The organism is Novacetimonas cocois (genome assembly GCF_003311635.1).
Lineage (GTDB): Bacteria > Pseudomonadota > Alphaproteobacteria > Acetobacterales > Acetobacteraceae > Novacetimonas > Novacetimonas cocois.
In genome coordinates, this window is the sequence record NZ_QEXL01000017.1 from 61,823 (window position 1) to 79,099 (window position 17,277).

The window sequence follows — 17,277 nt, forward strand, 5'->3', positions numbered from 1 at the left end:
TTCAGTGATGTCCCAGCTTCTGTCCCAGCACGGCGGAGGCCCGTCCCAGCAGCCCCAGACGACCCACGTCCGCGCCTGCCACGACCGGTACCCTGATGTCGGCCAGTCCCGTATTGGAAATCACGACTTCGCCCAGCTGCTGCCCGGCCGTGACCGGCGCGGGGATGGGGCTTTTGTAATCCAGGCTGATATGGACGCGATTCTGCCATCCGTGGGGCAACGTCAGCAGGATGTCGCGCGTGGCGACCAGCGGCACGGTCGGGGCCCGGCCCAGCCATACCGGCGCATTGTCAATCACCGCGCCACTGTGCATTAGCGTGGCGTTTTCAAAATTGACGAATGCCCATTCCAGCAGCCGTTCGCTTTCAAACGCGCGCGCATTGCTTGATGGCAGCCCGTTGACCGCCATGACGATACGGTTGCCCCCGCGTTCCGAACTGGCGCACAGGCCATACCCGCCGGCGTCGGTGTGGCCCGTCTTCAGGCCGTCGGCAATGCCCTTCACAACCAGCGCATTGCGGTTTTCCTGGGATATCTTGTTGTAACGGAAGCTTTTTTCCGAAAAGAAATGATAATATTCCGGGAAATCATGGATCAGGTGCATCGCGATTGTCGTGACATCGCGCGCCGACATGTAATGCCCGTCCGCGGGCCAGCCGGTGGCGTTCATGAAATGCGAGTTGGTCATGCCCAGCTGCGCGGCCTGCGTATTCATCAGGGAAACGAACTGGTCTTCGGACCCCGCGACACCTTCGGCCAGGACGATGCAGGCATCGTTGCCCGACTGGATCACCATGCCCTGGATCAGGTCGGACACCATCACCGATCCCTGCAGCGGGACGAACATCTTCGACCCCTGCATCCGCCATGCCTTTTCACTGACGGTCAGGGACTGGTCCAGTTTCAGGCGCCCGGCGCGCAGCATGCCGAACACGACATAGGCTGTCATCATCTTCGTCAGTGACGAGGGCGGCATGCGTTCGTCCGCCGCCTTTTCCAGCAGGACCGCGCCCGTCGTGTAATCGACGATGCATGCCCACCGTGCCGGCGTGTCGACCGGGCCGATCAGGCTGTTGGCCGGGGCGTATGTTCCCGGCGGGGCATCCGGCGTCGCGGCCGGGGCTGCGGCCGCGGCAGCGCGATGTTTCCGCGCCGCAAACGCCCCCTGCCCCGCAGGCAGGAGCGCAAGCAGGCTGGCCGCCCCGGAAAGGATCGCGCGGCGTGTCGGGTGGCGCCCGTCATGCGGGGCGGTGGAAAGCGTCGCTGCGCGAAGACGCGTCTGTCCTGATGTCATGTAATCTCGTTACCCAGAAGCCCTACGGCCAGTGCATAGAAATCCGAAGGATTATAGCGCCGGATTGCGTTAAAATTACGATAGACCATGAAGGAATCGCCGCCCGTTCCATCCGGGCGCAGGACCGCGCCGCGCATGTCGGGGCGCGGGAACGGGCTGCCGTCGATCTGCCTGACCCCCATGTCCATCCATTCCTGCAATGTCCGGAAATGCGCGCGGCCAAGCTGGGCCAGCGGCAGCGTGTCCGGCACCGTGATCTCCTGCCCCCACGGTTCGTCGCTGACCCATCCGGAATGCGAAAGATAGCTGGCGATGGAGCCGAACACGTCGGCCGTGGAATGCCAGATGTCACGCCGTCCGTCCCCGTCCATGTCCACGGCGTAGCGGAGATAGGCGCTGGGCATGAACTGCGGCTGTCCCATCGCGCCGGCATAGCTGCCGATCATCTGTTCGGGGGTGGTGTCGCCCATTCCAAGGATGCGCAGCGCCTTCATCAGTTCATCGTGAAAGAATTTCGCGCGTCGCCCGTCATAGGCCAGCGTGCAGAGCGCGTCGATGACGCCAAACGTCCCCATGCGCGTGCCATAGGCGGATTCCAGTCCCCATATGCCGGCGATCGCGGCCTGCGCCACGTTGTAGCGTGTCAGCGCCTGGTCAAGCAGGGGCCGCTGGAGGGTGACGGCGCTGCGCCCATCCGTAATCTTGCGTGGTGTGATGACGCGCTGGCGGTACTGCGCCCATGTAAGGTGGAATTCCGGCTGCGTGCGATCCAGTTTCAGCACCTGCGGGTTGGGCACGGACAGGTTCAGCGCCCGCGCCGCGATCCCGGCGTCCAGCCCCTGTCGAATCGCGTCGTCGCGCACGCCCGCGACGAACGTGGCATAATCGAGCGCATGGGCCCCGCGCGGCCGCGGGCCGGATGCAAGGGCCCCGGCGGACAGGGTGGCGGCGGAAAGCAGGAATGTGCGACGGACAAGCATGTCGATGCTCTGCCACGGTGGCGGGGTGGATTCAATCCTCGACGCCATATTCGTGACGTTTCCGTCCCCCGGGGAAATGAATGGATACTTTGGGGTAACAACTTGGGGTTTGTTCCTGTCGCGGAAGCATGCAACAAGGTCGCAACAGCGGGACCCCGGGGACAGGGATATCGTTTTTTCCCCCTCCCGGTCCTGCAGCATGCCGTGTCATGCCGCCCGGTGGCGGATATGTCCGCGCATGGATCATGAGTTGAAAAGAGGCTTGTCAGTTATTGATCGCGCTCATCCCCCTTTGCCTGCCGTGTGCGTGTTAGCCGTCCGGAGATGTCGTTATCCCTGACTTCCATCCTCGCGGCGGCAGGCGCGTCGCCCCTGTTGCAGGGCCTGGCCATCATCGTGGGCACGTTCATTCTGGAGGATGCCGCGACGATCATAACCGCCATGCAGGTGCAGACAGGGCATGTGCACCTGCCGGTGGCGCTTGTCGCGCTTTATATCGGCATCGTGGTGGGGGATATCGGGCTTTACGGCCTTGGCTATCTCGCGGCCTGCTGGCCGCCCGCGCGACGGTGGGTCACCCTGCCCAACGTGGAACATGAAGGTCACTGGTTCGATCGTAACGTTTTCCGTATTGTCTTCATCAGCAGGTTCATCCCCGGCGCCCGTCTGCCGTTATACACCGCATGCGGCTTCTTCCGCGCGCGGCTGGGCCTGTTCTGCATCGCGGCGATCCTGGCGACCCTGATCTGGACAACGCTGCTGTTTGCCGTATCCCTGCGTGTCGGACAGTTCCTGATTTCCCATCTGGGGACGTGGAAATGGCTGGGTCTGGCGGGCTTTATCCTGACCATCTTCCTCATCAGCCGTACCATCGCCCGATTGCAAGGCCCATCCCGATGACCGACATGTCAACCCTTACCACCCCGTCTTCTTCTTCGGACAAGCCGCCCTCTCCGCTTTCCATGTTCGAGTTCTGGCCGGGATGGATTTTCTATACCCCCGTCGTGATGTACTGGATCATCCTGGGCCTGCGGTATCGCGATGTCAGCCTGCCGACCGCCGCGAACCCCCGCATCGAAACTGGTGGCCTGTGCGGCGAAAGCAAGAGTTCCATCCTCGACATGGCGGGTGAAACCGCGCGGCGGTGGATCGCGCCCTATGCCATCATGGAAACGGGGGAAAACGATGCCTCCCGTGCCCTGCGGGCGATGGAAAAGACCGGACTGGGGTTTCCGGTGGTGCTGAAGCCCGACATCGGCTGCAATGGCACGGGGGTGAAGCTGATTGGCGACGAGGCCGCCCTGACACAGGCGCTGGCGACATTCCCGCGACATGTTTCCCTGATGCTGCAGCGGCTGATCCCCTATTCGCATGAGGTCGGGATTTTCTATATCCGGCATCCGGATGAAAAACGCGGGCGCATTACCTCTCTCACCTACAAGGAGGTTCCCGTCCTGACCGGAGACGGCCGTTCCACGGTGGAGGAACTGCTGCGGGCCGATCCCCGGACGCGGCTGGTGCCCCAGATCTATATCCCCCGCCTTCGTGCGCGTCTGGGCGAGGTGCTTGCCGCCGGTGAGTCGCTGCCGCTCGTCTTTACCGGCAATCACTGCAAGGGCGCGATCTTTCACGACTGCACGGCCACGGTGACGCCGGAGCTCGAATCGCGGATTGACGAAATCATGCATGATATCCCCGATTTCCATTTCGGGCGGATCGACGTGAAAGCCGAATCGGCCGCCGCGCTGCTGCGGGGGGAGAAGTTCGAAATCATCGAAATCAACGGCGTCGGCTCGGAAGCCACCCATATATGGGATTCCCGCACGACCCTGCGCGATGCCTACGCCGCCCAGTTCATGCATTACCGCGAGACGTTTCGCATCGGGGCGAAGAAGCGCAGGGCGGGATGGAAGCCCAGCGGCGCGATGACCATGCTGCGGTGCTGGCTGCGCCAGCGCAGGCTGCTGGCGTCCTATCCCCTCAATGACTGACGCGGGCTTTCCTTCAGGTCCGTAGTGCGTATCAGGGCGCGGAGCCGTCGGGGGGAAGCCCCCCGTTGCCGAAAATGTAATTGCTGACCTGCTGTTCCAGGCTGAGCGGTTCGTGCGTGTCGGTAATCGTGGCGTTGGGGGGCAGCATTTTCGGGCTGTCGCCAGCCTGCACCATCAGGGCCATGTCGGCCGTAAGCGACGGGCTGCCGATGGAAATGCTTGTGTTTGCGGGAAGGTTGACGGCACGATCCACCGTAAAGCCGACATTTGCCATATAGGTCGTGGGGTCAAGGACGATGGAGGTGACGCGCCCGACCGACACGCCGCCCAGTTCGACATCCGCGCCCACCTTCAGCCCATTTGCGGAAATAAACCGTGCGGTCAGGGGGCGTCCCGCCCGGTCCGGTCCCATCTGGGACGCGCGGGCATAGGCGCAGAACCCAGCCGCCACCAGCAGTACAAGCCCACTGGAGATGATCGCGCCGCTTCTTTCCCTTGCCATGACGATCCTTTGCCCATTTATGTATCGCGGTGATGGCATCAAACCACCGCGTCCAGACGTTGCATATAGTCTAATTCGCCACGGATATCCCGAAAATGACACTCCTGCAGGCAATCATTATTGCAATCATCCAGGGGGCAACCGAACTGTTCCCTGTCAGTAGCCTTGGGCACGCGGCCATCGTGCCGGCCCTTCTGCATTGGTCGATCGACCTTCACGGGGATATGTTCCTGCCGTTCCTGGTCATGCTGCATCTGGGAACCGTCATGGCCCTGCTGCTGTTTTTCTGGGGGGACTGGCGCGCGCTGCTGTCCGGGGCCGTGGGCCGTGACGGCATGCAGCGACAGATGGAAAGCATACGGATCCTTGTCCTGCTTTGCGTGGCGACCGTCCCGGCCGTGATCGTGGGGGGGCTGTTTGAACACATGATTCGCAATCTGTTCGGCACGGCGCGCTATGCCGCGATTTTCCTGACGCTCAACGGTGCCATGCTGCTGCTGACCGAACGTATCAAGGGACGTGGCACCGACAGTGTCCTGAGCCGTCCCATCGCATCCCTTGGTTTGGGCGAGGCCGTCATGATCGGCATGTTCCAGTGCCTTGCCTTCCTCCCCGGCATTTCACGTTCCGGTGCCTGTATCGTGGGGGGATTGCTCAGCCGGCTGTCTCATGAAAATGCGGCGCGCTTTGCATTCCTGATGGCGCCGCTTGTCATCCTGATGGCGACCGGCAAGGAAGTTTTCGAACTGCGCCATGTCGAACTGGTGCCCGGACAGCTGGAGATTGCCGGGATCGGGGCGGTGGTGGCCGCGCTGGTGGCTCTGTTCAGCACGGCGGTCCTGATGCGGTATTTCCATGACCATGAAAAATGGGCGCTGCAGCCATTCGGCTATTACTGCATCGCGATGGGCGTATTCTCCTTCATCTATCTGGGATGAAGATGCGGGCGGTTTCAGAAGCCGCCCACGAAGCGTCCCGTCATCGTGCAAAAGGCAGCAGTCCCGCCATCGGGCAGCACATGTTCCCTGGTGATCCGATGGGGACTTCTTGCGGCCGGAGGGCGGGATGGCGCGGCCTTGTGCCGCCCGGTCGCATGCCACGGACACGCCAGCACGTCTGTGTCCCCTTCTGCCCTGCCGGATCATATGGCGATGGATGGCCGTTGGTTATCCCGGCATGCGGGGCCCTCTGTTACTGGGATGCCCCGTGTCCCTGTCCCTGCGTCCCGTTGGCCGGGACTGCGCCGGGCCCGGGATAGGATCCCGGCGGGGGCCGGTCAATCGGGGGGGAAATCATCCCCGGATCGGGCATGCCGCCCCGTCCCGAGACCGATGCCACATATGACAGCCGTTCGCGCGGCAATGCTTCGGGACATTCATCACGCAGGAACGCGATGATCTGTTCGCGTATTTCGCATCGCAGGTCCCAGCTCTGCATGGCGGAACGCGCGCTTGCGATGACACGGATCGTCATGACCTGCGCGCTGCAGTCCGCGACCTGCACGTCGAATACCTTGCCATCCCACAGGGGGGCGGCATGCACGATTTCGCGTAGCCGTTCGCGGATGCGATCCATCGGGGCATGAAAGTCCACGTACAGGAACACCACCCCGATCAGGGCCGCCGAATTGTGGGTCCAGTTCTGGAACGTGTTTTCAAGGAAGTACGAGATGGGCACGATATGACGCCGCCAGTCCCAGACCCGCAGGACGACATAGGTGGAGGTGATTTCTTCCACCCATGCCCAGTCGCCGTTGATGATAATCAGGTCTTCCATGCGGATGGGCTGCGTCATGGCGATCTGCATGCCGGCGAACAGGTTGGTCAGAAGCGGACGCGCGGCCAGACCGACCACCAGCGATGCCGCCCCCGCCGACGCGAAAAGGCTGAGCCCGTACTGCCGTACCGGCTCGAACGTCATCAGCGACGCCCCCACCGTTACAAGGCCGATCAGCAGATCCGCCGTGCGACGCAGCATGCGGACCTGCGTCATATGGGTCCGCAGAAGGATGTCGTCCTTGTCGTTCTTGTCATTGATCCGCACCAGATACGCTTCTGACAGGATCCGCGTGGCGACGATGGCCGCATAACCCAGCATCAGCACGAACAGGACAAGCAGCGTGTGCGTGGTGGCCTGGATCATTTCATAGGGCAGCCCCGATACCGGCAATGCGGTGCCGACAAAAAGGACAACCAGCATGATCCGGGCCGGACGCTGCATCGCCATGGTAAAGGAGCGGATGAACGCGCCGCGTTTCTGTCCGGGAATGCGAAGGATCAGTTTTGTAAAGAAACGGCTGAACAGTTCAGCCATCAGGCCTGCCGCGCAGAGCATGAGGATGGACGCGACGGGGCCAGGCAGCCACCCGAAAAGATGTCTAAGGTCAGTAAGAACGGTAAGGAATTCGTTTTTCAAGAATGAATCTCGGCTTCTCTCATATATGTTCGGTGGGCTGGTACGCATATCGTGCGCTGGCTGGCAAAGCGACCCTGACGGCCTGATTCTTTTATAAGGGAATCATGGCGATAACGGGTTGACTTCTACATTCAGCGGGGATATTTCGCACACATCCTAACGCGATGGCGGCGTAGCTCAGCGGTAGAGCAGGGGAATCATAATCCCTTGGTCGGCGGTTCAAATCCGTCCGCCGCTACCATCACGTTAGGATTGATTTCCAGGGATTTATCGTCACACGGTGGCGTTTTTCGGTGGCTCGACGCTGGTCACTGATTTCCCCTTTTCCAGAAATGTTGGTTACTCCCCCTCTCCTGCCGCTTCCTATCAAGCGTACGTGCGGACAGTTTGGCAATGGTATTGGCGGCATGCGTTCCCTGTTCTGCGTGACGTGCAGAGGTGCTTGCCCACGCCGCACGATGCCCGTGCAGGCCTGCGGGCCATCACCTTCCTACAGCGGTTTTGAGCGTTCCGAGTTTCCATGACTTTCCTGCCGGGGTACCCGGACAGGCCCGCAGGAGCGTTTTCCTGTTCGGGGCGCATTTCAGTGCAGGATGACATGCGCTCCATGCCTTTGCCTCCCCGCCCTTAAAAGAAACGGAAGATGGCACAGGACATGTGTGGAAAGCTGATCGGGCTTTTCCGGACAATGCGCCGCGCCCACTGATGCAGTTTGGTCATGTGCGGGCGCGATGCAGGTGGTCCTTCACGAATGTCCTGTCGGTGACAGATGGACAGCATCCCGAAATGAATGTGCTAATGATTTCGGCCATGCACGAAAACGGAAGTGATTCATGATGTTGCGCATGGGCCGGTCATCTGGGCACGGTATCGGGGATATATCGCAATGGGCTGATGCCGCATGGGGGAGCCGTGGGGCATGAGCGAGAGCGATCCCCCGGCATCCTCCCGAAATGCCCTTCCCCGACGTGGCTGGTCGCCGGGTGTTATCCTGCTCCTCGGTCTTGCGGGGATGCTGGATTTTATCGACCGGTTTGTCTTTTCGACGGCAAATGATGCCATCAAACACGACCTTCATCTTTCGGACACGATGGTCGGCCTGCTGGGCGGTACCGCCTTTGCCCTGCTTTACGGGATAATGATCGTGCCGTTCGCACTGGTGGCCGATCGTGGTTTTGCCGCGCGCATGGCATCGTTCGGCATCGCGGCGTGGAGTATCGCGACGGTCCTGATGGGACGCTCGCACGGGATTATTGGCATGGCGGCCACGCGTGTCTGCGTGGGATTGGGGCAGGCTGCGTTCTCCCCTTCCTCAGCCGCCCTGAGCGCGGCCTACTCCACACCAGAAAAGCGCAGCACGTCGTTTTCTGTTTCCTACGGCGTGTCATATCTCGGCTATGTCATCGGACTAGCGGGTGGCGGATATCTTGTCGAGCATATCGGCTGGCGCGCGACCTTCGCGGCCGTCGGGTTCGCGGGGATTCCCGTTGCGATCCTGATATATCTGTTCATCCGCGAACCACGGATGCCGCATATGAGTCAGAGCGGGGAATCCTGGCGCGTACTGCTTACCAACCGGCCGTTGCGTGATCTGCTTCTTTATGGCGTCACCGGTCAGGTGGTGAATTATGGCGTCACCCTGTGGGGCGTTTCGTTCTACATGCGATCCTTTGGCCTGTCCTCGGGTCAGGCTGGCGCGTGGTTCGGCATCGGTATCGGCATTGCAAGCGTGGTCGGGACCTTCATGGGGGGACCGATTGCCGATCGGGTGGCGGCGCGCTTCGGGTTCGGCGGCGCGATGCGTTTCGCCTTCTGGGCCTATCTTCTTGCCCAGCCCTTTCAGATCGTGCAGGTGCTGACGACTTCGCTCGACCTCTCATTGACGATGCTGGTGCTGACGACAACGATTTCGGCCCTTTGCACGGGGCCGGTTTACGGGGCAATTCCCAGCGTGGTGCCGGTGCACCGCCGCGCGGCCGCGATGGGGCTGTATGCGCTGCTTGCCAACGCGGTTGGCATCGGTCTCGGGCCGCCGCTCTTCGGGTGGATCAGCGACATGCTGACGCCGCATTTCGGCTCCGGAGGGCTGCGTATGTCGCTGCTGGTTGCGGCCATCCTGGGTTTCTGGCCGGCGTTGCATCTGTTTCAGTTACAACGCCGGTTCAGGACGTGACGATGTCCGCAGCTTTCAAGAAATGAACTGTCGGGGCATATTGCGCCGTATGCCGATGGACACGCAGCGACCATTGCGTGGTGACAGGCCAAGGGGATGTCATCACGTGTCGATCCGCCGTATTGGCAGACCTCAGCGCCGACCGTCAGGGCAACAGGAAAGCTCCCTGCCCTTAGCGAAGGTTATGCCGGTTCGTTGTCGCCATCGCATGCGATGCGAGAAAACGGAACTGGGCCTGCTCTTCCGGATAGGCCGGAATGCCTTGCAGGGCATGGGATGTTTTCCGGTGTGTCCGGAAACTGCCCATCCGCTGCCATGGACGGTCGGGATGCTGCTGGTTCCAGATACTGATCGCCAGCAGTTCAAGCTCGGGGTTGGTTATGCCCTGATCTGACTTCGTCATCTCCACCTCCCTCTGCCATGTTGTGGGGTGTTGGAATAATCACGAGGCATATCGACTGCCTGACGATATTGCCGCACGCAGGCAACGCATCACCTTCAGATAAGTTCAGGGTGAATATCCGCAAATCCGGTGTCGGGAATGGTGACGGTTTCCGCGGGACGGGCCCGTATGATGATGTCATTTGATGTCATTCATGTTGACTGGACGTGCGGGGAGAGCAAAATCAGCAGGCTGTCATCAACCGTGATCACAAACCACGATCATACCGGCACCCTCTTGATAAGATGGGACGAATGGAGCCATCAGCCATGACCACTTCTTTCCTGCGTAAGATGCTCCTGACAGGCGCGTGCGTTCTGGGGGCAAGCGTGGCATCCGGAAATATACGGCACGCCACGGCTCAGGAGGTGGCGCGGCATGGCCCCACGCCCGAGCAGAAGGCCGAAATGGAGCGTGTTGTGCATGAGGCGGTCCAGCATGACATGCAGAGCGTCGCGCAGTATCCCCTGCCCAAGGATTTCTTTGCCCGCATGCTGCCGATGATGCAGCAGATCACGCAGGCCCATATTTCCCCGCCGATTGCGACGTCGAATACGACGCTGGCGATGACCATCCGGCGCATGGAGGCAATGCAGCAGCTTCAGCCGATTCTGCAGCGTAACGGCATGTCAGCGCGTGATTTCGTGATGAGCATCACCTGTTTCGGCATGACGACCGCCCTCCTCCAGAATCCGGAGCATAAAAACAGCAACCTTCCCCACCTGAATCCGGCCAATGTCAGGCTTATCCAGTCGCATGAGGCAGACGCCCAGGCCCTTATTCAGGTCATGAGCGCGGATGAGGATGAGGAGAGTCTGGAGGCGGGACTGTAAGAAAGAGGTCTGGATCGACCTCAATCACCCGTGCCGGTTTCGGTTGACCATCCGGCCTGTGCCGGTTGCGCGGAAGGCCGGGCGCGCCTGTTCCGCAAGGCAAGCAATCTGTGACGCAGCCAGTCCTTGGCATGTTTCGCCCGGATGCCCAGGGCAGGCGGAAGATAGGAAAGCCCCAGTTCGACGATTCCCATGTTCTTCAGGAAATATTGCTGCCTGCGCATCCAGCACATAAGCCCCGGAGCTGTAACAGGTGTAAGCATGTTAACGGGAACATGGAGCGTCACGTCACGCCCCAGCAGCAGGCGACGCAGGAATTTGAAATAGGTATCGTTGCTTGCCCCCCCTTCGTCCCACGGCTTTGGGGTAAGTGCCGCATGCAGGATCAGGGGCATTGTCCCCTGAAAGCGGCAGCGCAGGTTGCGCACGTCCAGCGTCTCCAGCAGGCGGAAATCCCACCGATAGACCTGATCTTCCACCGGGGCGAGCGACAGGGCCTCTTCGGCATATTCGCTCATCAGCACCGCATTGAGCGCATCCTGATCGGACTGGGCGGTCGGGGCGTCCCAGTCGGTTCCCTCCTGATAGGTCGGATGCGAATAGATGGCCTCGCAGGCTTTCCACCATTGTCCGAGCAGCCGGGGCCAACGATCGACCGAAAATGCCACAAATGCGGAACATATGTATGTCTGGCGACGTGGTGGCCGGGGAAGCTGGAAGATATCTTCCCACTGGGCATACCAGCGGTCATCAATCGGATTGGGAAACGCGCAGATGCCCCCTGCCCGCGCCTGGTTGATGAGCGGGGTCAGCGATCCGGTTATGATCATGTCTGCGTCAATGATCACGACAATCCCGGAGGCATTGGCGAGATGCGCAAATGCCTTGTATTGACCGGGGTTTTTTATTTTGGCTGGATCCAGCCAGAACAGTTCCACCTGTCCATAGGTTCTGAGCAATGCCCTTTGCCGTTCATTCAGGCCACAGTCCCCGACCCGTATTCGTTGATTGTGGCCTGTAAGAACAAGGGAATTGATAAGGGCGACAAGTCCTTCAAAATAATGTTCATCGCATATTGTATAAAAACAGACCTCATCATCCTGATTCATGGCTGATGCCCTTATGTAAATATCAATTGAAATTGGAAATACTGATTCATATCAAAGCTTGGGGAGTGGAATATGCGGCGAAAACAGGCACCCCAGTGCGATCCCCGCCAGAAAAAGAATGACCATGGCTGTTGTCAGCATGGCATGTTTTCGTTCCAATGGCGTGGAGAATGGCGGTTTCAGGCTCTTGTCAGCCAGAGGAGGCGGTTCGCTGCCGCGTCTGAAATTCGTGCTCATGGGAGTTGTCCTGATTGAGGATGGCCCGTGAACGTTTCTTGAATATTATAAGTTTCCTGATGGCGAATATTTATAGTTCAGGACTTTGAAATTCATTTTATAAATTAAGAATGAATTTTACTCATATATAATAAAATAAGTAAAAATCATTGATTTGCAGAAACCTGCTGATCAAAAGGGCAGAAGATCTTTCCTTGCCGGAATATGACAGGAATGGCGGCCATGCCGGTGGCATAAGTTCTACCAGAAAGAAGTCTGTCTGATTGAAAGTAACGGACAAAGGGCATGTGCCGTCCGCTCAAGCATGGCATATCATGCGGCCGGAATTTTATGTCCGGATCGCCGCCGGCGCTCTGGTTATTTTTCGGGGAGGCGTCTATCCCTCCTCTCGTGTATCCTTAATCGTTTTCTTCTCTCATGGGCTTGTCGATGAAAAACCAGATACAAAAAAACACCCTAGTTTCTTGTCGTAAATGGGTGGCTGGTATCGGGATCATGATGGCGCTTGCAGGCTGTTCCTCCACCCACAAGACCTTCAACAGGGGACCGTACCTGGCTTATGGACTGGGCCAGAATGCGGCTTATGTTCCGATCGAGCCTTATATCGCGGCGGAAAACATCCGTCGTTCGCTGGTCTGCAACGCCCGTCGCACAAAGCCCTTCATGCGCCATGATCTGCAGGAAGAACGGTTTATCATTACCAACGCGGTCCTGCCGGGCAGCCAGACGCCCTATGAGATCATTGTGGCGTGGTCGTTCACGGGGACACTGTTGCGTGTGACCGCCAAGGACCCTGTCCCGGCGGTTATCAGCACCATTAGCGATTACGCGAAACAGGGAGCGAATTGCGCGGCCGTAGCCGTCAGGAAAACCTGATGGCCGCAAGGGGAACGCGCAAGGTCCAGCGTTCCCTGATCATGAAGCGGGCTGGAATTCAGATCGTGGCTGCCGTCGCCGGATAGGCCGCGTGCTGGATGCATGTGGCCGCCATCAGGTGACCGTTTGCAAATGGCTGGATGCAGGGTTCATCGGCGGGACATGTGCCCAGCGCATCGCACTGGCTATCCTCGCTGGCTGCCTTCTGAACCATGTTCAGTAGGGCCTCCTGCTGCATGGGCGTCAGCATTTCCACGGCGGCGGACAGCGCATGCTCAAGTCCCGAAATATGGGCTTCATAGACCAGCATCTGTTTGGCGGACATGGGAGCGCTTTTTTTTACTGTCATAGTATTTTGCCCCTAAAAAAGAAAACGGCATTTCCCGGTTCATCGCGAAATGTATTTTCAGTCATTACCTGAAAATTATCCTTCTGGACCGATAATTTTCCTCACATAGCATTAACACGCTAGCTACCATTGGTAAAAAAATCATTAATATAAATCGGCAGGGGTAATGATCCGTGATCCTGCCGGCATGTCATGCGGGGCGGCGTGAAATTCTCAGCAGGCTGGCCCGGCGCCTGATTGCGGGCGGCAGGTCAGTAATCGGTGGGGCGGCTGGATGCGACCTTCTGGGCATGGCCCTTCATTTCCTGCGCGACGCCGCTGCGCGTGATTTTCCGGCTTCCCGTAACGTAACCGATCTCCTGCTTTAACTGTCCGGCAATGATGTTTGCCGTGCTGGAAATAATGTTCTTGAAAGTGGTCATACAGTTGTCCTCATCCAGGCATGAAATATGACGTGGCATCCGGTGCCGGAGCCCAGCGCATTACAACCACAACGCATATCAGGCATGCAACATATAAATGTGATGATGGATGAGGAAAATGTCCGGACCCTATCGCCCGATATCGCGCAGTTTCTTTCCCGCCAGCAGGTTTGTCTCGATGGTTTCGAGGGAGACATCCTTGGTTTCAGGCACGAACATCAGTGTAAAGACGATGAACACGACATTCATGAAGGCAAAACCCGCGAAGGTCTGACCAAATCCGATGACGGAGACGAGGCTCAGGAAGGTATTGCTGACGCCCCAGTCGGCCCACCAGTTGGCGAGGGTGGAGCACCCTACCCCGAAATCCCTTCCCTCCAGCGGCTGGATTTCAGAACATAGGGTCCATACCAGCGGGCCAGCCCCCAGCCCGAACCCCCCGACAAAAACCAGCAGCGCGCAGAGCAGGCACAGGGTTGCGGACATGCCGGGCAGGTGAAGGCCGGTGATGATGGCCGCGATGGTCAGGGAAAGCGCCATGATGGCCGCGCTGGTACACAGCAGCGGCCGCCTCCCCCATCTGTTGACAAGGAAGATGGCGGCAATGCCCACAACCGTATTGATGACGCCAATCAGAACTGTTGCCCATGCCGCGCCGGATATGCCGAACTGCGCGTTCTGCAGGATCTTGGGCATGTAGTACATGACCACGTTGATGCCGGTCAGCTGCTGCATGATCTGCAGGCAGATGCCCAGCAGCACGGAACGGCGAAAATTGGGCTGCTGACGCAGGAGCCTCAGGCCACTGACATGTCCCTTGGCGGCTTCCTGCTTGAGGCTGTTGAACTCCTGCTCGACCTCGGCGGGTGTATCGCGCAGGGAACGCAGGACCTCCCTGACCCTGTCATCCTGCCCGCGCGCAATCAGCCACGAAGGGCTGGGGGGCAGGAAAAGGCAGCCGGTGAACAGCAGCGCTGCGGGCAGCATGGGCATGCTGACCATCCATCGCCAGTGCCCCCCTGACGACAGAATGCTTCCCAGCAGATATCCCGCCAGGATTCCGGCAGACTGCAGCATTGAAAATGTTGAAACCATGCTGCCACGCAGATGGCCTGACATCGTTTCGGAGATATAGAGCGGCGCGGTAAAGGTGCATATGCCGATGGCAACGCCGATCAGCAGGCGCCCCACCAGGATTTGCGAGAGGTGAAAGGCATCCGTGCACAGGCCGGCCCCGATGAACATCAGGACCATGGCCATCATCAGGACAAGGCGCCTGCCAAAACGGGCGGAAAACGTCCCTGCCCCCAGCGATCCGATCGACGCCCCGATCATCAGGACGGATACGATCCATTCCTGATCCCGGATGGAGGCATGGAAATCGTTCCCGATAAATCCCAGTGCTTCGGAAATCAGTCCTGTATCCAGCCCGACCAGCAGACCGGCCGAGGCGGTGATCAATCCGATGCGAAAGGCTTTCTGATGCGCGGGGGAACGATGTTCAGGGGATGCGGTGGTGGGAAACACGTTCTGTTTTCCTCCGGGGGGAATGTTTTTCTAGGTCCATGTTGACGTCATAATGACCGATACGGCATCCATCCATGATGCAACCCCGAACGACGGACTTTCTGACACAATTATTAAATCACACGGCACCGTCCACATGGGGCGCGATGTGGTCATATGACGGGCGGGGGAATGGGTATCGGCACACTCCCCCATATGGAGTGTTTCATGAAACCATCTGATCTCATACGCTCCGTCTTCACCCGCAAGTTGGAACTGGGGGCTTTCGGGGCGATTTTCGCATTCGTGCTGTGGGCCAACCTGATCACCCCCCTATGGGCGGATGATTATTGCCGAAGCATTCCATTTGATATCCGCAATACGTTCCATATCGTTTATGGAAACTATTTTTACTGGACGGGGCGGTATTTCACTACCCTCATAACTTTCTTTTTCATGGAGATGAAGGATTATCATTCAATATTCCTGTTTGATATTCTGAACTCCATCATATTCTGTTGTCTTGTATTCAACTGCTGTAAAATATCAGAAAATCTGATCCCACGTGGCGTGAAACACGATGAAGACAGGGTATCCGCGATAAATATCCTGTTCATATTCCTCGCGCTATGGTGGATCCCGCGTGATATTGCCGAAGTCGCATTATGGAAAACAGGCTCCATCGGGTATCTGTGGCCCGTCACGGGGGAGCTATGGATTTTACGGCAGGTCCTTGCAAAACGTACGCACTATGGACTGGCGGCATGCTGCTTCGTCTTTTTCATCTCGACGTTTCTGGAACCGCTTTCCCTTCTGATGAGTATTGTTCTGGTCTGCTACGGGATCGGCAGTTACCGCCGCCGGGCGGCCGTTCCCTGGGGTTTTATTGCAGCCCACATGCTGGGAACCGCGTTTTTATGGCTGGCCCCGGGGAATTATGTGCGCGCCCGTGTCATGGAGCACGATACGGTCCTGCATCGCCTTGACGGGCTTTTTGGAAATTTCGGCAGTTTATTTGATTTATACTGGCTGCCTTTTATCGCAATTCTGCTCATATGCTACGTATCATCGCGAAAGGCCGGGCATGTCGGAAGGCGCTCTCCCGAATTGTCGGGAAAGGTCGGTTTTTTCATAGGTCTTGCGTTGATTTACATGGCGGGACTGCTGCTGTTTCCGCGTTCGTCCCTGGCTGCCCGGGTGTCATTCCCCGCCAGTGTCTATATCGTGTGTGTATTGGGGATGTTATTCGTCAACCGGCCCGATATGACCATGGCCCGCGTTATGGCAGTCAGGGTCGGAATTTTCGGGATGGTCATATGGCATATGTGGATATGTGTGCCCGACCTTGTGTATCTGGCCCGTATCAGCCGGACCTGGGTCGACCTGACGACCCCCCACAGTAAGAATTATGACGATGTTACCCTGCCGCGTGTCACCATGGGGTCACGACATAAACTGCTTTATGTCCACAAGGATATTATTTTCGTGGGGATTTCCCCCGATCCGCACAGCATGATGAATGTCTGTTTCGCGCGGGCACTGGGAGTCAAGAGCGTCCATTCAGAGGCTGAATGAACGCTGCTTTCCCGTTTGCGGACTGGGTGATTTTACTGTGGGGATGACGGTGAATTCGCCGGCGTTCCCGACTGCTCTCCCCCGGGCTGGGGCGGCTGGTTTTCCTGCGCCTTCTGCGCGGCTGCGGCATCTTTGCGCGCCTTGTGGCGACGCATCATGCCAGCAGCGCAGCCTGCGGCGGCACCTCCCTTGGCATGGCCACTGCCGACGAAATGACCGGCAACGCCACCAGCCGCCGCCCCCTTGAGGCACCCTCCCGGTTCCGCGAAGGCAAGGGAGGACGGCATTGCGAATGCACAGACAAGCAGGGCGTAAAAGGCGGATTTATTAAGCTTCATGGCAGATTGTTTTCCAGTTTGTTCATGTTGTTAACACGTGGACCCAAGGCCGGTTCCGTGGTGCCGGACGTCAGCGCATGGCCGGACCACAGGCGGCGGAAGCCATGAGTTTTTCGTAGGGTACGGATGTGTTTTCCCGATATGCAGGGATAACAGTTGTCAGGGGCCATCGTGCCTTCCATCGTAACCGGCCGTTTGAGGCCGCCTTATGATTGAGGATTGTGACTGGTAACTT

General features: G+C 58.7%; 19 protein-coding genes and 1 tRNA gene. 9 read left to right on the forward strand and 11 right to left on the reverse strand.

The window, feature by feature from the left end; translation table 11 throughout:
- Position 1: 1 nt before the first annotated feature.
- Both NJLHNGOC_RS12565 and NJLHNGOC_RS12570 read right to left on the reverse strand, forming a co-directional pair.
- Positions 2-1,294 (reverse strand): D-alanyl-D-alanine carboxypeptidase family protein, encoded by a 1,293-nt coding sequence (locus NJLHNGOC_RS12565; protein WP_113596677.1) that lies wholly within the window; start codon positions 1,292-1,294, stop codon positions 2-4.
- Positions 1,291-2,274 (reverse strand): lytic murein transglycosylase, encoded by a 984-nt coding sequence (locus NJLHNGOC_RS12570; protein ID WP_113596695.1) that lies wholly within the window; start codon positions 2,272-2,274, stop codon positions 1,291-1,293. The genes NJLHNGOC_RS12565 and NJLHNGOC_RS12570 overlap by 4 nt, the downstream gene beginning before the upstream one ends.
- A 324-nt stretch (positions 2,275-2,598) precedes the next feature.
- Here NJLHNGOC_RS12570 and NJLHNGOC_RS12575 point away from each other — a divergent pair, with 324 nt between their 5' ends.
- Together NJLHNGOC_RS12575 and NJLHNGOC_RS12580 are read left to right on the forward strand one after the other, a co-directional pair.
- Entirely contained in the window at positions 2,599-3,174 is a 576-nt protein-coding gene (locus tag NJLHNGOC_RS12575) for a DedA family protein (RefSeq protein WP_113596678.1), read from the forward strand.
- Complete coding sequence (locus NJLHNGOC_RS12580) at positions 3,171-4,265, forward strand: ATP-grasp domain-containing protein (RefSeq protein ID WP_113596679.1); 1,095 nt, start codon at positions 3,171-3,173, stop codon at positions 4,263-4,265. The genes NJLHNGOC_RS12575 and NJLHNGOC_RS12580 overlap by 4 nt, the downstream gene beginning before the upstream one ends.
- 31 nt (positions 4,266-4,296) lie before the next feature.
- On the opposite strand, the gene NJLHNGOC_RS12585 is transcribed toward NJLHNGOC_RS12580, so the two are convergent.
- Entirely contained in the window at positions 4,297-4,767 is a 471-nt protein-coding gene (locus tag NJLHNGOC_RS12585; protein WP_113596680.1) for an MlaD family protein, read from the reverse strand.
- A 95-nt stretch (positions 4,768-4,862) separates the two neighbouring features.
- Between NJLHNGOC_RS12585 and NJLHNGOC_RS12590 the strand changes: the two genes are divergently transcribed.
- A complete protein-coding gene (locus NJLHNGOC_RS12590; RefSeq protein WP_113596681.1) occupies positions 4,863-5,705 on the forward strand; it encodes an undecaprenyl-diphosphate phosphatase in 843 nt (280 codons plus the stop codon).
- A gap of 253 nt (positions 5,706-5,958) precedes the next feature.
- On the opposite strand, the gene NJLHNGOC_RS12595 is transcribed toward NJLHNGOC_RS12590, so the two are convergent.
- Positions 5,959-7,182 (reverse strand): mechanosensitive ion channel family protein, encoded by a 1,224-nt coding sequence (locus NJLHNGOC_RS12595; protein ID WP_113596682.1) that lies wholly within the window; start codon positions 7,180-7,182, stop codon positions 5,959-5,961.
- Positions 7,183-7,348: 166 nt separating this feature from the next.
- Here NJLHNGOC_RS12595 and NJLHNGOC_RS12600 point away from each other — a divergent pair.
- Together NJLHNGOC_RS12600 and NJLHNGOC_RS12605 are read left to right on the forward strand one after the other, a co-directional pair.
- Positions 7,349-7,423 (forward strand) — tRNA-Met (locus NJLHNGOC_RS12600).
- 678 nt (positions 7,424-8,101) lie between these two features.
- Positions 8,102-9,355 carry an MFS transporter gene (locus tag NJLHNGOC_RS12605; protein ID WP_239021521.1) on the forward strand — a complete coding sequence of 418 codons (1,254 nt, stop codon included), beginning with the start codon at positions 8,102-8,104 and terminating at the stop codon, positions 9,353-9,355.
- Between the two features lie 172 nt (positions 9,356-9,527).
- On the opposite strand, the gene NJLHNGOC_RS12610 is transcribed toward NJLHNGOC_RS12605, so the two are convergent.
- Positions 9,528-9,758: a hypothetical protein gene (locus tag NJLHNGOC_RS12610; RefSeq protein WP_239021522.1), complete on the reverse strand. Its 231-nt coding sequence runs from the start codon at positions 9,756-9,758 to the stop codon at positions 9,528-9,530.
- A 308-nt stretch (positions 9,759-10,066) separates the two neighbouring features.
- Between NJLHNGOC_RS12610 and NJLHNGOC_RS12615 the strand changes: the two genes are divergently transcribed.
- Positions 10,067-10,630, forward strand: a complete 564-nt coding sequence (locus tag NJLHNGOC_RS12615; protein ID WP_113596685.1) for a hypothetical protein — start codon at positions 10,067-10,069, stop codon at positions 10,628-10,630.
- A 20-nt stretch (positions 10,631-10,650) separates the two neighbouring features.
- On the opposite strand, the gene NJLHNGOC_RS12620 is transcribed toward NJLHNGOC_RS12615, so the two are convergent.
- Positions 10,651-11,478, reverse strand: a complete 828-nt coding sequence (locus NJLHNGOC_RS12620; RefSeq protein WP_133258748.1) for a hypothetical protein — start codon at positions 11,476-11,478, stop codon at positions 10,651-10,653.
- Between the two features lie 24 nt (positions 11,479-11,502).
- On the opposite strand from NJLHNGOC_RS12620, the gene NJLHNGOC_RS15745 reads away from it, so the two are divergent.
- A complete protein-coding gene (locus NJLHNGOC_RS15745; protein WP_133258749.1) occupies positions 11,503-11,745 on the forward strand; it encodes a hypothetical protein in 243 nt (80 codons plus the stop codon).
- Between the two features lie 45 nt (positions 11,746-11,790).
- Here the strand turns inward: NJLHNGOC_RS15745 and NJLHNGOC_RS12625 are convergent, their stop codons facing one another.
- Positions 11,791-11,976 (reverse strand): hypothetical protein, encoded by a 186-nt coding sequence (locus tag NJLHNGOC_RS12625; RefSeq protein WP_110529349.1) that lies wholly within the window; start codon positions 11,974-11,976, stop codon positions 11,791-11,793.
- A 495-nt stretch (positions 11,977-12,471) separates the two neighbouring features.
- Between NJLHNGOC_RS12625 and NJLHNGOC_RS12630 the strand changes: the two genes are divergently transcribed.
- Positions 12,472-12,852 (forward strand): hypothetical protein, encoded by a 381-nt coding sequence (locus NJLHNGOC_RS12630; protein WP_113596687.1) that lies wholly within the window; start codon positions 12,472-12,474, stop codon positions 12,850-12,852.
- Positions 12,853-12,910: 58 nt separating this feature from the next.
- Here the strand turns inward: NJLHNGOC_RS12630 and NJLHNGOC_RS12635 are convergent, their stop codons facing one another.
- The 3 genes from NJLHNGOC_RS12635 to NJLHNGOC_RS12645 all read right to left on the reverse strand — a co-directional run bounded on the left by NJLHNGOC_RS12635 (position 12,911) and on the right by NJLHNGOC_RS12645 (position 15,150).
- On the reverse strand, positions 12,911-13,177 hold the full coding sequence (locus NJLHNGOC_RS12635; protein ID WP_113596688.1) for a hypothetical protein: 267 nt from the start codon (positions 13,175-13,177) through the stop codon (positions 12,911-12,913).
- A 275-nt stretch (positions 13,178-13,452) separates the two neighbouring features.
- The gene (locus NJLHNGOC_RS12640; RefSeq protein WP_206059792.1) at positions 13,453-13,623 is read right to left on the reverse strand and encodes a CsbD family protein; all 171 of its coding nucleotides are present in this window, start codon (positions 13,621-13,623) and stop codon (positions 13,453-13,455) included.
- A gap of 129 nt (positions 13,624-13,752) precedes the next feature.
- On the reverse strand, positions 13,753-15,150 hold the full coding sequence (locus tag NJLHNGOC_RS12645; RefSeq protein ID WP_113596689.1) for a sugar porter family MFS transporter: 1,398 nt from the start codon (positions 15,148-15,150) through the stop codon (positions 13,753-13,755).
- Between the two features lie 207 nt (positions 15,151-15,357).
- On the opposite strand from NJLHNGOC_RS12645, the gene NJLHNGOC_RS12650 reads away from it, so the two are divergent.
- Positions 15,358-16,704 (forward strand): DUF6056 family protein, encoded by a 1,347-nt coding sequence (locus tag NJLHNGOC_RS12650; RefSeq protein WP_133258750.1) that lies wholly within the window; start codon positions 15,358-15,360, stop codon positions 16,702-16,704.
- A gap of 32 nt (positions 16,705-16,736) precedes the next feature.
- Here NJLHNGOC_RS12650 and NJLHNGOC_RS12655 read toward each other — a convergent pair whose 3' ends face one another.
- Positions 16,737-17,042, reverse strand: coding sequence for a hypothetical protein (locus NJLHNGOC_RS12655; RefSeq protein WP_113596691.1), 306 nt, complete (start codon positions 17,040-17,042; stop codon positions 16,737-16,739).
- Between the last annotated feature and the right edge of the window lie 235 nt (positions 17,043-17,277).

Bases quoted from the DNA above. Each gene is read 5' to 3' on its own strand.
- NJLHNGOC_RS12610 (WP_239021522.1), bottom strand. From the start codon at position 9,758: ATGACGAAGTCAGATCAGGGCATAACCAACCCCGAGCTTGAACTGCTG.
- NJLHNGOC_RS12630 (WP_113596687.1), top strand. From the start codon at position 12,472: ATGATGGCGCTTGCAGGCTGTTCCTCCACCCACAAGACCTTCAACAGG.
- NJLHNGOC_RS12570 (WP_113596695.1), bottom strand. From the start codon at position 2,274: ATGCTTGTCCGTCGCACATTCCTGCTTTCCGCCGCCACCCTGTCCGCC.
- NJLHNGOC_RS12655 (WP_113596691.1), bottom strand. From the start codon at position 17,042: ATGAAGCTTAATAAATCCGCCTTTTACGCCCTGCTTGTCTGTGCATTC.
- NJLHNGOC_RS12575 (WP_113596678.1), top strand. From the start codon at position 2,599: ATGTCGTTATCCCTGACTTCCATCCTCGCGGCGGCAGGCGCGTCGCCC.
- NJLHNGOC_RS12650 (WP_133258750.1), top strand. From the start codon at position 15,358: ATGAAACCATCTGATCTCATACGCTCCGTCTTCACCCGCAAGTTGGAA.
- NJLHNGOC_RS12615 (WP_113596685.1), top strand. From the start codon at position 10,067: ATGACCACTTCTTTCCTGCGTAAGATGCTCCTGACAGGCGCGTGCGTT.
- NJLHNGOC_RS15745 (WP_133258749.1), top strand. From the start codon at position 11,503: ATGCGCAAATGCCTTGTATTGACCGGGGTTTTTTATTTTGGCTGGATC.
- NJLHNGOC_RS12625 (WP_110529349.1), bottom strand. From the start codon at position 11,976: ATGAGCACGAATTTCAGACGCGGCAGCGAACCGCCTCCTCTGGCTGAC.
- NJLHNGOC_RS12585 (WP_113596680.1), bottom strand. From the start codon at position 4,767: ATGGCAAGGGAAAGAAGCGGCGCGATCATCTCCAGTGGGCTTGTACTG.
- NJLHNGOC_RS12565 (WP_113596677.1), bottom strand. From the start codon at position 1,294: ATGACATCAGGACAGACGCGTCTTCGCGCAGCGACGCTTTCCACCGCC.
- NJLHNGOC_RS12580 (WP_113596679.1), top strand. From the start codon at position 3,171: ATGACCGACATGTCAACCCTTACCACCCCGTCTTCTTCTTCGGACAAG.
- NJLHNGOC_RS12605 (WP_239021521.1), top strand. From the start codon at position 8,102: ATGAGCGAGAGCGATCCCCCGGCATCCTCCCGAAATGCCCTTCCCCGA.
- NJLHNGOC_RS12635 (WP_113596688.1), bottom strand. From the start codon at position 13,177: ATGTCCGCCAAACAGATGCTGGTCTATGAAGCCCATATTTCGGGACTT.
- NJLHNGOC_RS12590 (WP_113596681.1), top strand. From the start codon at position 4,863: ATGACACTCCTGCAGGCAATCATTATTGCAATCATCCAGGGGGCAACC.
- NJLHNGOC_RS12640 (WP_206059792.1), bottom strand. From the start codon at position 13,623: ATGACCACTTTCAAGAACATTATTTCCAGCACGGCAAACATCATTGCC.